This is a genomic window from Bacteroidales bacterium (genome assembly GCA_012517825.1).
In the GTDB taxonomy this organism is placed as follows: Bacteria; Bacteroidota; Bacteroidia; order Bacteroidales; family JAAYUG01; genus JAAYUG01.
On the sequence record JAAYUG010000105.1, the window covers coordinates 1 to 13694 of the forward strand.

At 49.3% G+C, this 13694-nt stretch carries 10 protein-coding genes; 4 read left to right on the plus strand and 6 right to left on the minus strand.

Annotated elements, in window-relative coordinates:
• Positions 1–1083 (minus strand): UvrD-helicase domain-containing protein (locus GX419_06950; protein ID NLI24423.1); only part of this gene is annotated, 1083 nt, incomplete at its 3' end.
• 143 nt (positions 1084–1226) lie between these two features.
• Between GX419_06950 and GX419_06955 the strand changes: the two genes are divergently transcribed.
• A complete protein-coding gene (locus tag GX419_06955) occupies positions 1227–3131 on the plus strand; it encodes a hypothetical protein (GenBank protein ID NLI24424.1) in 1905 nt (634 codons plus the stop codon).
• A gap of 71 nt (positions 3132–3202) precedes the next feature.
• Entirely contained in the window at positions 3203–3841 is a 639-nt protein-coding gene (locus GX419_06960) for a peroxiredoxin (GenBank protein NLI24425.1), read from the plus strand.
• A gap of 72 nt (positions 3842–3913) precedes the next feature.
• On the opposite strand, the gene mscL is transcribed toward GX419_06960, so the two are convergent.
• The 3 genes from mscL to GX419_06975 form a co-directional block, all read right to left on the minus strand.
• Entirely contained in the window at positions 3914–4324 is a 411-nt protein-coding gene (gene mscL / locus GX419_06965; protein ID NLI24426.1) for a large-conductance mechanosensitive channel protein MscL, read from the minus strand.
• Between the two features lie 143 nt (positions 4325–4467).
• Positions 4468–4959, minus strand: coding sequence for a GNAT family N-acetyltransferase (locus GX419_06970; GenBank protein ID NLI24427.1), 492 nt, complete (start codon positions 4957–4959; stop codon positions 4468–4470).
• A gap of 24 nt (positions 4960–4983) precedes the next feature.
• A complete protein-coding gene (locus GX419_06975; GenBank protein ID NLI24428.1) occupies positions 4984–6831 on the minus strand; it encodes a hypothetical protein in 1848 nt (615 codons plus the stop codon).
• 43 nt (positions 6832–6874) lie between these two features.
• Here GX419_06975 and GX419_06980 point away from each other — a divergent pair, with 43 nt between their 5' ends.
• Positions 6875–9070, plus strand: a complete 2196-nt coding sequence (locus GX419_06980; protein NLI24429.1) for a carbohydrate binding family 9 domain-containing protein — start codon at positions 6875–6877, stop codon at positions 9068–9070.
• Positions 9071–9304: 234 nt separating this feature from the next.
• Positions 9305–11359 (plus strand): M1 family metallopeptidase, encoded by a 2055-nt coding sequence (locus GX419_06985; protein NLI24430.1) that lies wholly within the window; start codon positions 9305–9307, stop codon positions 11357–11359.
• 41 nt (positions 11360–11400) lie between these two features.
• Here GX419_06985 and GX419_06990 read toward each other — a convergent pair whose 3' ends face one another.
• Entirely contained in the window at positions 11401–12153 is a 753-nt protein-coding gene (locus tag GX419_06990; GenBank protein ID NLI24431.1) for an NADH:ubiquinone oxidoreductase, read from the minus strand.
• Positions 12154–12174: 21 nt separating this feature from the next.
• Positions 12175–13692, minus strand: a complete 1518-nt coding sequence (locus GX419_06995) for an NADH dehydrogenase subunit (GenBank protein ID NLI24432.1) — start codon at positions 13690–13692, stop codon at positions 12175–12177.
• Between the last annotated feature and the right edge of the window lie 2 nt (positions 13693–13694).

Sequence of the window (13694 nt, forward strand, 5' to 3'; positions counted from 1 at the left end):
TATCAGCTGATGGAGAATTTTATGGGTATCAGAAAGCAGATGCAGGTTTTGTTCGGCAAGGTACTCGTGCAGAAGTTCCGCAAGGTCGGATAAGATGGCCCATACGTAAAAATTCCGTGTAAGCGTTTGAATGGTATAAAGTTCCCTCAGGGTTTCGATGCTTTGTTCAAGCAGCTGCAGCATGCCGGCATCCATGGCCTGCCTGATCAGATCTTTCTTTTCCGAGGTTTTTGAAAACCATTTTGTTTCGTCAGTGCGGGCAGATAGGAGAGTATCGGAGGGTTCCGCTATCGTTCCTGCGGCCAGTCGTTCAAAGTAGGCCATTACCGACCGTGATTTTCCGGCGAAATCATTCACGTTCAGACCAAACCGGCCGGCAATCTCACATGCCCGTTTGCCTGTTGCGATCAGGTTTTCTTTCAGCTTTTTTTCTTTTCCAAACAGCAAGCCCTGCCATTGTTCGCGCTGTTCGTCAGAAAAGCTCTGCTGTGCCGGCGCCAGCGCTCCGGGATACGATTCCCGGAGGATCTCTTTGCCCAGCAGGCTGACTTCATTGTGTACATTCCAGGAGCTTCCCTGCCGGATGCGGTCGAGCGTATAATTCACCAGCCAGTCCTGCAGAAAGGGATGTTCGTTCAGGTGAAAAAACAACTGATCGATGGTTTCTTCCAGAACCATTTTATCATCGAGGATAAGCTCCCTGTAGAAAGGTATTCCTGCCTCCCGTGCAAAGCTTTTAAGGATCCGCTGAAAAAAACTGTCGATGGTGGTTACGGTAAAACGGCTGAAATTATGGAGCAGGATGCGGAGAATGCGCGATGCTTTTTCTTTCATCTCACCGGGTGGCACTATGCCATCGTCAATCAGTCGCCGGGCAAGGCTTGTGCTCTCTCCGGCGGCCATCTGGCGAAGTTCTTCGAGAATCCGGTTCCTCATCTCTTCCGTGGCCTTGTTGGTAAAGGTTACTGCCAGAACGTGCCGGTAATCATCCGGCCTTGAAAAAAGAATCCGGAGGTATTCGTAAGTGAGTTGCCAGGTTTTTCCTGAACCGGCCGAGGCTTTGTAAATGATAATTTCTGACATGACGTTTGCTGGATGAATGGATAAAATTAAACGAATTCCCTTCAACATGCTCCTGACTTTTTTCCACAATCTTTATGTATTTTTACCCGATGGCCTGTGATCAGCCTTTTTTCTGTGTTCAGTCAGCAAAAAAACGCTGTGCAATGAGGATGGGAATTTTGATGATTTGCCTTGTGTTTCCGGCATTCCGGACTGTTTCCGTTCTGGCAGGGACTGTAAGGCCTGATTCCCTTTCTTCTGCGCACAGAAGAATGGTTCCGCCTCCCGATACGGTCTTTCTGGTTCCCGATTCATTGAGGAAACAAAAAGCCGATTTGTTTTTTCAAAAACTCGAGGAGAAAGCCGCCCGGCTATACTGGGCTAAAGTCATCCACAACATTGTGGTGATTCCCTCCAACCGGAAGCCTTTGCGTGATACCCTGCAGACGGAGCAGGGCATTCTTGCCTACCAGGAATATGAAGGAAGAATTGTGCGGAACATTCAGTTCAAAAAGCTTGAAATCTTTGGCCCGACGGTTACGGATACTTCTGCTGTACCGCAAAACTGGATTGAACGCGGAATAAACCGCATGCACTTTTATACTTCCGACCGGGTTCTGATGAATCACATGCTGATACAGCCAGGAGCCGAAGTGAAAGCCGATGTGATTGCCGATAATGAGCGGTTACTGCGTGAAATTCCGTCGGTTGAAGATGCGCGTATTTACCTCAGGCCGGTTGGAACCGACAGCGTGGATGTTTTCGTGGTAACCAAAGATGTACTTGCTAAAGCTTTTTCGCTTGAATTGAGTGATGCACAGAAAGGAAAACTGCGGGTGTGGGACCAGAATTTTCTGGGCACCGGATACGAGCTGGATCACATTCTGTGCTGGGATCCGGACCATGCGCCTGTGGTAGGATATGAAGGACTGCTGAGAGTGAAAAATATTATGGGATCCTTTGCTGATGCCCGGCTGAACTATGTGACCGGTTATCGCGAGAACCTCTGGAACCTGAATATAAGCCGCGATTTTTATACGTCCGGTGTACGGTATGCCGGAGGTATGGAATGGACGCAGGGAAGCATTCTGCAAACAGCGTGGATTCATGACTCCCTTGTCTGGCCGGTTCCCATTGGGCGCAAAACCTATTCAATGTGGGCAGGCAGGGCTTTCCCCGTGCAAACCCAGAACTGGTTCACACGAAACAGGAACAACATCGTCCTTGCAGGAAGCCTCAGCAGGGATGCATTCTATGAGCGTCCCGATGAGGTGGCTCCCAATGTGCTCTATCCATACCAGAACAAAACGCTTCTGATGGGTTCCCTTTCCTTTTCAGCCCAGGATTTTTACCGGACCAACCTGGTGTACAGCTTCGGCCGGACAGAAGATATTCCTTTTGGTTCCCTGCTCAATATTCTGGGCGGAGTGGAATGGAATGAGTATTATACCCGGCTCTATTCAGGTTTTTCCTTTTCAAAAGGTTATTATGTGGGCCGCCTGGCTTATGTATATACAAAACTGGAACTGGGCGGCTTTCTGCATCAGGGCCAGCTCGAGCAGGGCATATTCCGTTACGATATCAACGCCTTTACCAACCTGATCGTTTTTAACTGCTTTTATTTCAGGCATTTCTTCAAACTGAACTACACCCTTGGCATCAACCGGTTTGATGATGAATTCCTTTACATCAGGGAACCCGAAGGCCTGACGGGTTTCGACAACCGCCTCGTCCGGGGTAAGAAACGGCTGATGCTGAAAGGAGAATCGGTTTTGTTTACCCCCTGGTACGTGCTGGGTTTTCGTCCTGCTTTCTATGGTTTCCTCGATGCCGGATGGATTGGGGACGAAGCACAGTTCGTTCTGTATGATCCCTTTTATGCAGGAACCGGTTTCGGCATCCGCATCCGAAATGAACGCCTGGTTTTCGACACGTTTCAGGCAGGAATGATCTTCTATCCGGAAAAACTTCCCGGAATGAATTCTGCTATGTTTGTTTTCGGAACCATGGCCCGTCTGAGGTTTCCTAACTTTTTTGTCCGCAAGCCGGACATTATATCATTTCAGTAAGAAATTACCTTTTTTATGTATCTTTGTCATCTTTTACTAATACTATGTTTAACCTTAAAACGATGTAAAATATGGCAGTTTTAGTAGGAAAAAAGGCTCCTAAATTCAAGGCGCCGGCTGTTATCAACGGCAATGAAATTGTACAGGATTTTTCCCTTGATCAGTACCTTGGGAAGAAATACGTGGTTTTCTTCTTTTATCCGGCTGATTTCACTTTTGTATGTCCCACTGAAATTCTTGCTTTTCAGGAGAAGATCAGGGAATTTGAAGTTAGGAATACAGTGGTTGTAGGGTGTTCGACCGATTCGGAATTTTCGCACTGGAAATGGCTGCAGACCGACGTGAAAGACGGAGGTATAAAGGGAGTAAAGTTCCCGCTGGTAGCCGATTTAGCGAAGACCATTGCAGAGAATTACGATGTTCTGGCCGGAACCTATGATTACAATGAAGAAGGAGAAGCTGTTTTTCATGGCACTCCGCAGGCCTACCGGGGGCTTTTCCTTATTGACAGGGAAGGTATTGTGCGGCACCAGGTGGTCAATGACATGCCTCTGGGAAGGAGTGTGGAAGAAACCCTTCGGATGGTGGATGCGTTGCAGTATTTCGAAGAGCATGGGGAAGTATGCCCGGCCGACTGGCATAAAGGACAAAAGGCTCTGAAGGCAACACAGGAAGGCATTAAGGAGTTTCTGGCCAACAAAATGAACTGAGTATTTCCCGAAAAAAAAAAGCCGGAAGAAGTTCCGGCTTTTTAATTATAAGCGAAAAAAGGGGCTGTACACTTAGCTTACATTCCTCTTCAATAAATCGCGGATTTCAGCCAGGAGAACTTCTTCTTTTGAGGGAGCAGGAGGAGCAGGAGATGGTGCTGTATCCTGCTTCCTGTTAAGCCGGTTCATGGCCTTTATAACCATAAAAATGGCTACAGCTACGATCAGAAAATCAAAGGTAACCTGAAGAAAATTACCGTAATTCATGGTAACGGCCGGGTTAGCCCCTTCAGCCGCTTTCAGGGTGATTCTCAGATCGGTAAAGTTAACCCCGCCGATCAGCAAACCCAGAGGAGGCATGATCACATCGCTTACCAGCGAACTGACAATTTTACCAAAAGCCGCTCCGATAATGATACCTACGGCCATGTCAACAACATTCCCTTTCAGGGCAAAGGCTTTAAATTCATCAACAAGTTTCATGGGATATGGATTTTAAGGTAATTGGTTACTATATTACAAAAAAAAACATTCGTTCCTGTACCCGCGGATAAAAAAAGTACTGGCCTTCATCTTGCGCCTGTTGTATGGTTTTATTTGTTGCGGTTTTGTTTCCCGGCCCGAAACTAATGATTCTTTTTTACGCTTCGTTTGTAAAGAGGTAAGGATGCAGACCGGGCGATAGCTTCGGCTGTCAGTTCCCCTTCTCTCGTGAAAGGCCATACAAAAAGCGCCTTCAGGGGATGATCTTTTCTGATTTCCGAAATTGCCTCCATCACGAGGTTCCTTACAATCCCTTTCCTTCTGTATTCTTCCAGTACCAGAGCGGAACAAAGGTAGAGTGCGTCATATTCAGCGTTTTCCGGAGTCAGGTTGAACAGCTCCTTTTCCGATATTTCTTCTTTCAGAAACCTGTGCATCAGCCGGAGTGTGGTTGGAATCAGAAGAACCCATGCCACCGGACCGTTTTCGTCGCTGTATTCCGAAATGGTGCGGGGATGAATTTTCCGCAGACGCGCCATGATTTCTTCGTTCACATTCAGCTGGCTGGGATCGTTCCGCACGGCAAATGTTGCATCAGCAAGCCTGATCAATCTTTCAAAATTTGATGCAGTCATTGTTTTTGTTTTTATAAGAGCCGTTCATTTTTTTAGCGGCAGGCGTTCGTTCTGTTCAGGGAAAACTCTTGATCCCTTGAGAACAACGGGTATCTGCAGGGGTCCGTCGTGCGGGCGTATCATGACCAGCTGGCTTGCAATTCCTTTTTCTGTTTCCGTAAAAACTTCTGCTGTGGTGGCAACGTCGGCATAGCCCTTAACGTTCAGCGTAAGGGTAAGGTTTTCTCCGGAAAAGGAATAGCTGTCGAGTGAGCTGGTTGAATAGGCTCTCACGATTCTCAGGGCGCTGTCGGAGGTTAGCGGGATGACATTCCATGGGTTGATGGCCTTACGGATGCCGGCCATAATCATTTCCCAGTTTTCGGGCCGGATCCGGTATATATAGTCAGTTTCGTGGGTAAACAGCACGGCCGGTGCTTTTGCGTCCAGTGCGCGCCTGAGCTGTCGTACGGCCCGTTCAACCGTGGCTTCCACGTTATTGTCGGGCGCCCATTCATATCCGGCATCGTCACGTATTTCCGTGAAGCAGTTAAACAGTTTGCAGCCATTGATGGTGACAAAATCGGCATAATAAACAGGGCGGTTTCCCCTGAGGGCCGGATTGCTGGTGCAGGTTCCGGGAGGTTCATGTTTCCGGAACGGCCCGCATACCAGCCATGGCACCGAATCGGCATACGGCAGATTGACGGGATGCCCCAGGGCAAGGTATTCGATGCCCCAGCGTTCGCTGATGAAAGGAAAGTTGTTTTCAGCCATTTCGTAAAAATGGGCTATCAGGTACTTCGACATGGGCAGTGGCTGGTTCTTCTTCCACCACTGGTCAGCAGCTTCCAGTCCGGCGATGGCTTCTTCCTCGCTCCATGGTTTACCCCTGTGGTGGTCGAAGTAAATGAATTCATCATACCAGGTAGCTCTTAAACGGAAGGCTGTCGTGTCGTACCAGAAAGGGTAATCGTCGGCATTGCCTGTTTTCAGGTATCCATCCGCACGTTGATTGCTCCGGTTGGGCCTGCCGAAAGCATGGGGAGCAGCCGTAGCATCGCCGGAGAGGAGGTAGGATCGAAGTTCATTCACGGCGGCAGGAGTAAGGTTGTAAATAAACAATCCCAGCCATGGTTTAAAACCGTATTTTGCCGAAACGCCGACCCAGTAAAGAGGAGTCTGATGCCAGATTTCGCCCCTGCCGGCCACATCATCAACACGCATGGTCACCAGCGGGGGAAGGCAGTGCATTACAAAAGGCTTCCGGGCTGCCCAAACGATGGAACGCCAGAAAAGATCGTCCATACCGCCCAGGGGACCGGAAACGTAAGTGCTCATCCAGTCTGCTGTGCTCCACCAGACGCGCCGCGATGCACCTTTTTCATCAATCTGCAGGACGGGAACTCCTCCGGCTTCCAGCAAAACTTCACCCTGACGGGAATTTTTACGGGGAAGTTTCATTTTTCCCGTAAAGGCAAATGTTCCGGGCACAGTATGCTGTTGCGTAATATAATGCTGTTGTACAAAGCGGACTTCCGCCGCCGAATCTCCACGATTCCCATGAACCGGACTCTCAAATGCCATTAATCCAGTTTCATTCAGCATCAGTTCTTTTTCAAATTTTTTCCAGTGTTTCTGCCGTTTGAAAATATTTGAATGACCCAGAATAACGAGGGCTGTAGCAGAGCTTACCGATGGTTTTTCACGGTCTGCGTCGATGGTCCGGAACGGCACACCCAGATGTTCGAGCCACGGAATGATGCAGGTGGTCACCTGCTTTGCGTCAGGCGAAGTTCCCCGGAAGAGCACCAGCACATTGCTCTCCTGCGCTTTTACCGGATACGGGAGGAAAAGCAGTAAAATCGCAAGCCGAAAAAAGTTTTTTTTCATATCTGTGGTTTGGCATACTCAAAGATATGTATTTTTGGAGCTTATGGTATATGTTCTTCCAATGATGCATGCGTTTATTCAGCGGATTGCTTTATTTGCCTGCTGTTTCTGGCCGGCCCTGGTTTTATGTGCTCAGGATCATCCTGTGAATCGCGGACAGTATATTGTTCATGTATCCCCGTTGCAGGAAGAAATGCATATCGATGGAATTCTTGATGAGCCGGCATGGGAGAAGGCAGAACCTGCCTCCCGCTTCCATCGGGTTTTACCGACGGATACCGGTTATGCGGCCGCCCAGACAGAAGTCAGGCTACTGGCCGATGAGAATTTTCTGTACATAGGCGTCATCTGCTTCGATCCTCTGCCGGGCCCGAGGCCGGTTGAATCCCTGCGTCGTGATTTTGCTTTCGGCAACAACGACAATTTTATTGCTTTCATCGATCCATACAATGATCAGACCAACGGGTTTGCCTTTGGGGTTTCGGCCGCAGGTGCCCAATGGGATGGTATTCAGGCAAACGGCGGGTTTGTATCGCTTGAATGGGACACCAAGTGGAAATCGGCTGTTAAAAACTATACCGACCGCTGGACAGCTGAGATGGCCATTCCATTCCGAAGCATCCGTTACATCAAGGGGGATACCGTATGGGGCATTAATTTCAGCCGGCTCGATCTGAAAACCAACGAAAAGTCAACATGGGCTCCTGTGCCCAGGCAGTTTCAGACAGCCAACCTTGCCTATACGGGTACCCTGGTATGGCCTGCAAGCCTTCCTGCCCCGGGAATCAGGTTCTCGCTGATTCCGTACGCACTGGTTAAAGCTTCATCTGACAGGGAAGCCGGAAAACCAACGTCTTACAGTGTGCAGGCCGGGGCTGATGCCAAGCTGATGCTCTCAACTTCGCTGAACCTTGATATTACGATAAATCCCGACTTCTCGCAGGTGGAAGTGGATCAACAGCGAACCAACCTCGACCGGTTTGAACTGTTTTTCCCCGAAAAGCGGCAGTTCTTTCTCGAAAACAGCGACATTTTCGCCAGCCTGGGCGAAGAAAAGGTTCGTCCTTTCTTTTCCCGTCGCATTGGCCTTGAAAATCCGATTGCCGGAGGAATGCGCCTCAGCGGAAAGCTTTCGGAAAACTGGAGGCTTGGCCTTATGGATATTCAGACTGTGGCCAGGGATGAGTTTGCCGGAGCCAATTTCGGCGTGGCGGTGCTGCAGCGCAAACTGTTCAGCCGGTCCAATATTACCGCGTTTGTTATCAACCGGGAAGTAACTGACAGGCCAACTGATTCGTCGTTTACAGGCAATTCATTTAACCGGGTTGGCGGCCTGGAATACAATCTTGCCAGTGCCGACCACCGATGGACTGGTAAGGCGTACTATCATCACTCCCTCTATTCCGGAGCCAACTCTGAAAGCGGAGCTGCTTCGGCAAGCCTTACCTTCGAAAACCAGTTTGTCAAAGCTACTCTGGCCCAAACCTGGGTTGGCAGGGATTATCTTGCCGAAGTCGGCTATGTACAGCGCACAGGATACTATCTGCTCAACCCTTCCCTGCAGTATAAGTTCTTTCCTCCGGGTGGACGTGTGGCTAACCATGGTTTCATCCTTGCACCGGTTGTATACTTTACTCCTTCCTTTTCCGTTTCTGACAGAAACCTGCAGGCAAAGTACTTTGTGGAAATGATGAACAAACAGTTGTTTTATCTGCAGGTGAATGATATGTATATCCGTCTTCAGGCACCGTTTGATCCTACCCACACCGGCGGCGACAGCCTGGCAACGGGCTCTTCCTATCACTGGAATGAGGTGTCAGCCGGATATTCCTCCGATTTGCGCAAACCCCTCAATGCGGTTTTATCGGTTCTTTACGGAGGGTTCTACAACGGTTCCCGGTTCTCGGTCGAAGGACAGCTGAATTTCCGCATTCAGCCCTATGCCAGGCTGGCTATGACCGGCGCATTCAACAGTATCGTCCTCCCGGCGCCCTATAACAGCGCCAATCTCCTTCTCCTTGGTCCGAAAGTGGATATTACGTTTACCGACAAGCTTTTTCTTACAACCTTTTTACAGTATAATAATCAGATTGATAACCTGAACCTGAATATTCGTTTCCAGTACCGTTTTGCTCCGGTGAGCGATTTTTATCTTGTATATACCGACAACACCTGGCCTGAAAACTTCAGAAACAAAAGCAGGGGCGTGGTGGCAAAACTGTCGTACTGGTTTAACTGAACTCCTGAATCAGGGCACATTTTTCCCGGGTCTGGTAAACAAGCTGTCTTCCAGCCAGGCAATTTCTTTCATAAGGGAATCTCTTTCCTTCTGGTCGGCAGAACCTTTCACCATCTGCTGAATAGATGATCAAACCTGATGCGGACCGGACCGATTCCTTCCGCGTACCTGCTTATGCTTTTTCCTGCCAAAAGTTTATTTTTACTCCTGCAAAAATCATCAATCCCCTGCGAAATGCGCCTGGCAGTATTCATCTTCCTGACAGTGGTTTATCCCTTCCAGCTTCTCAGGCCGGAATCACACAGGGAACACATGAATTACCGCGATTCGGTTGATGTGATCCGGTATTCCGTTCATCTTACCTTCCGGAATTTGCAGGATCAAAAACTGGAAGGCTTTACCGTCATTCACTGTATCTATCCCGGAGGCAATCAGGGGACGTTTGCCTTTGACCTGGCCGGACTGAAAGTGGATTCAGTGGCATCTCCGGTGCTGAAAAATGTGCAGTTCTTCCGGGAAGGAGAGACCATCCGCGGTACCTTTGCAGGGAAGCTGACTCCGGCCGATACGGTTACGTTGATCATTTACTACCAGGGAACGCCTTTAAGGGACAAGCGCTGGGGCGGTTTTTTCTTTGCCGGTGATGAAGCCTTCAATTACGGAATTGGCATGGATGCTGTACCTCCCAACTTCGGGCGGGTGTGGTTCCCTTGCATTGATAATTTTACCGACCGGGCAACCTATACCTTCCATGTAACTGTTCCGTCAGGATACACGGCAGTTTGTAACGGAACCTTGTGCGGAATCAAAGAATCCGAACCCGGCTATACGACATGGGTGTGGGAAATGAAGCAGCCCATTCCTACGTACCTTGCTTCGGTAGCTGTGGGCCGCTACATCAGGCTGGAAGGTTCTTACCAGGGTCTTCAGCGCAGCATACCCTGGCAAATTTATTGCCTTCCCGAAGACAGTTTAAAAACAGCCAGGTCGTTTCAAAACCTTACCCGATGGATGCAGATTTTTGAAACCCGCTTTACCCCCTATGCCTGGGACAGAATTGGCTATGTGATTGTCCCCTTTAACCACGGAGCCATGGAACATGCTACCAACATTACTCTGGCCCGTAATACAGTGGACGGCACCACTCAGTTCGAAACCCTCTATGCACACGAATTATCCCATCACTGGTTCGGCAATCTGGTAACCTGTGCCTCCGAAGCCGACATGTGGCTCAACGAAGGCTGGGCCAGCTATTGCGAGGCCATTGTAACAGAAGGCCTGTACGGGAAGCAGGCATTTCGCGATTATGTCCGCAAAAACCAGCTGGAGGTGCTTGTGGCTACCCACGTTGCTGACGGAGGGTATTTTCCCGTCTATGGCATACCTCATTCCCTAACCTACGGAAGCACAGTTTATGACAAAGGTTCCCTTGTGGTGCATAACCTGAGGGGATATCTGGGTGACAGTCTGTTCTTTGATGCGGTAAAAAAATACCTGACCCGGTATGCCTTCCGGAATTGTTCGGTGCATGAATTTGAGCAATTTCTTTCCAGGGAAACCCGGACGGATCTGAAATCTTTCTTTCAGTTCTGGGTGTATGGAAAAGGATTCAATGACCTGGAAATAGACTCTCTGCGCACCAGCTGGCAGGATGGCCGCTGGAGGGTGAGCGTTCTGATAAATCAAAGGTTGCGGGGCACATACATTCCCCAGGAATCGGTCAAAACAGAAATCGGGGTGCTTGACAGCCTCTGGAAAATGCATGTTTATCAGGTAAAATGGACGGGTAATCCCGGCCTGCTGTCACTTGACCTTCCGTTTCGCCCGCTGAGCATAATACTCGATCCGGATGAAAAGACCGCCGATGCCTCTGTTGAAGAAACGAAAATCATTGAAGGAGGCGGGGATCACTTTTTCAGGGCTTCTTACTTTTCGGCCTTTAACCATATGTCACCCGATTCTGCCTGGGTGCGTGCAGAACAGCATTTTCTTCCTCCTTCGGGCCGCATCCAGAAACAGCGGAATATCAGGCTTTCTTCAGAACGATACTGGCGGATCAGCGTGGTATGTTCTCCTTATCAGAACCTTACCGGCAGGTTCTTTTTTACCAGGAGCATCAGTGAAATGCCTGAAGGAACCACCACCGATGCCCTGGTTTTGCTGTACCGAAAAGACCGAAGGGATAGCTGGCAGGTTCTTCCGGCCCAGCTCAACGGAAATGAACAGGAAGGATTTCTTGAAACAACGCCCCTGCGAAATGGTTATTACTGCATAGGGGTAAAACGATAGGAAATATTGTTGAGAGGTTCCTGAAATTCGGGCACGCGGCTTCAGAGGCCAAGAAGATCCATTAATCCGTTAATGAAAGTGAGTGGGTGAGCAGGATTTCCGGGTACGTACAGGTCGATCCGGTGGCTTTCAGGGAAGCTCCTGTCAACGGCAGGGCTGTCAGCAAAAATGCCTCCGCTGATAGCATCGGTACCCACCAGAATGATCATCTTCGGATCAGGCACAGCATCATAGGTCATCTGAAGGGCTGTTGCCATGTTTTTGCTCACAGGCCCTGTAATTACAATTCCGTCTGCATGACGGGGTGAAGCAACGAATTCAATTCCATACCTGCCCATATCAAAATTCACATTGCCGGCTGCATTCAGTTCCATCTCGCCCGAATTGTCGCCTCCGGCAGAAACCTGTCTCAATTTAAGTGATCCATGGAACAGGTTTCTGATTTCCGGTCGGATTTCGTGCTCCGCCAGTCTTACCGGCTGATCGGCCCCGGGCCGGATGATTAAATCTTCCCTGCGGTTGGCGGCAATGCGGTAATCGTTGGTAAACCGGATTTTGTCGGGCAGGGCTAAGGCACATTCATTGCAGAAAACGCACCGGCCAAGATCAATGCAACCTTTCGCCGGATCAATGGCTCCCGTAGGGCAAATTGCTGCTGCCTGACGCTTTTCTTCGTCTGTTATATCGTTTGCAATAACGGGGCGGCCCCTGAACCTTTCAGCCACTTTCTGGGTTCTCAGGTCTTTTACATATTGGATCCCGTGACTTTTCAGAATCTTGATTTCTTTCAGCATGGCGCTTTCTTTTCAAAAGGTTTATAAATCATGCCCGCAGTAGGAAAGATTATAGCTTTTATTGCACAGGGGGAAGTCGGATATTTCCTGGTTTCGTACTGCAAGGGCAAGTGCCATCCAGTTGTGGAAAGAGGCATCCTTGATTTTGTAATGCTGAAGCTTTCCCTCTGCATTCGTCACGGCGGTATGACAGATTTCGCCTCTCCATCCTTCGGTCAGGGAAATAGCAAACGTCGAAGGCCGAAGCTTGCTGTGGTAGGAAGGCATGGGAACATCAGCCTTGTTTTCTTTCCATCTGGCCACGAGGTTTTGGATTAACCTGATGGATTCATCCACTTCCTTTTTGCGCTGGAGAGCACGTGCCAGAACATCACCGGAAGTCTGAACAACCGGTTGCACCGGGAAATTTCTGTAAAACTGAAACGGATGGGATATTCTGACGTCCCTGAATAAGCCTGAGGAACGGGCTGCCATCCCGACAAGGCCCAGTTTCAGTGCCTGTTCCCTGGTAACAATACCGATATCCTCAAAACGTGCCAGAAGGCTGGGAAGAGTAAAGATCCGATCAGCCATTTCGGCATACCGCCTTCCGGTGTCGTCCAGCAATTTCAGAATACTTTCGGCAACTTCTTCTGTAAGGGGAAAGTTTGATCCACCCGGTCGTATCAGGCTTTTCCCGAACCGGTTGCCGCACCAAAACTGTGTGGTATTTATAACAGTTGTTCTCAGGGCTTCACACACCACCTGCCCCAGCTGATAGGCAACATCACCGCACAAGGCTGCCGTATCGCCGATATGGACTGCCATTCGTTCCAGTTCAAGAGCGATGCAGCGTTCTATGTGCAGTGTTTCATTTTCCGGCGTTTCGCTCAGAGCCTCCGTGAGCTGGGCATGGGCAAGTGCGTGCCCTATGGCTGTATCGCCGGCAATGTTTTCTGAAAGAATGCAGCGCTGAAGGGCAGACTCTTTTGCCAGCATAAGCTGTTCCACTCCCCGGTGCTGGTAACCAAGCTGAATTTCCAGATGCAATACCTTTTCTCCATTGCAGATGAAGCGGAAATGACCCGGTTCTATGACGCCGGCATGCACCGGCCCAACTCCTACCTCGTGCAATTCTTCGCTTTCAATGGAATAAAACGGGTAATTCTCCATAACAGAGTTCTGATCGTGCCTGTTATACGGAAATCGTACCGGTTTAAACCAGGGATGCCCTTCAAACCGTACCCCGTAATTTTCATGAATTTCCCGCTCAAATCCATGAAGCTGATAGGCTCCGGAAGCCAGCGACTGCAATACCGCACCTTTCCTTTCCGAGACGTGCGCGGCAAGGAGAATGCTGTTACGGGTATCATCGGCAATAGCAATGTAAAACTGCAAATTTTCCCCTGAGGGAACAGCAAAATACGCAAGACAGTGTTTTGACTCGTCGGCAAGCAGATTGCTGACCAGATCATAAAATTCGTGATAGGGCAATACCGGTATATCATCGGAATTGCATATGGCCGGATTGGCTTTGATATCAAGATACTTCCTGCTCATTC

Coding starts and splice junctions, on each gene's coding strand:
- GX419_06995 (NLI24432.1), bottom strand. CDS start 13,692: ATGAGCAGGAAGTATCTTGATATCAAAGCCAATCCGGCCATATGCAAT.
- mscL (NLI24426.1), bottom strand. CDS start 4,324: ATGAAACTTGTTGATGAATTTAAAGCCTTTGCCCTGAAAGGGAATGTT.
- GX419_06955 (NLI24424.1), top strand. CDS start 1,227: ATGAGGATGGGAATTTTGATGATTTGCCTTGTGTTTCCGGCATTCCGG.
- GX419_06985 (NLI24430.1), top strand. CDS start 9,305: ATGCGCCTGGCAGTATTCATCTTCCTGACAGTGGTTTATCCCTTCCAG.
- GX419_06990 (NLI24431.1), bottom strand. CDS start 12,153: ATGCTGAAAGAAATCAAGATTCTGAAAAGTCACGGGATCCAATATGTA.
- GX419_06970 (NLI24427.1), bottom strand. CDS start 4,959: ATGACTGCATCAAATTTTGAAAGATTGATCAGGCTTGCTGATGCAACA.
- GX419_06980 (NLI24429.1), top strand. CDS start 6,875: ATGGTATATGTTCTTCCAATGATGCATGCGTTTATTCAGCGGATTGCT.
- GX419_06975 (NLI24428.1), bottom strand. CDS start 6,831: ATGAAAAAAAACTTTTTTCGGCTTGCGATTTTACTGCTTTTCCTCCCG.
- GX419_06960 (NLI24425.1), top strand. CDS start 3,203: ATGGCAGTTTTAGTAGGAAAAAAGGCTCCTAAATTCAAGGCGCCGGCT.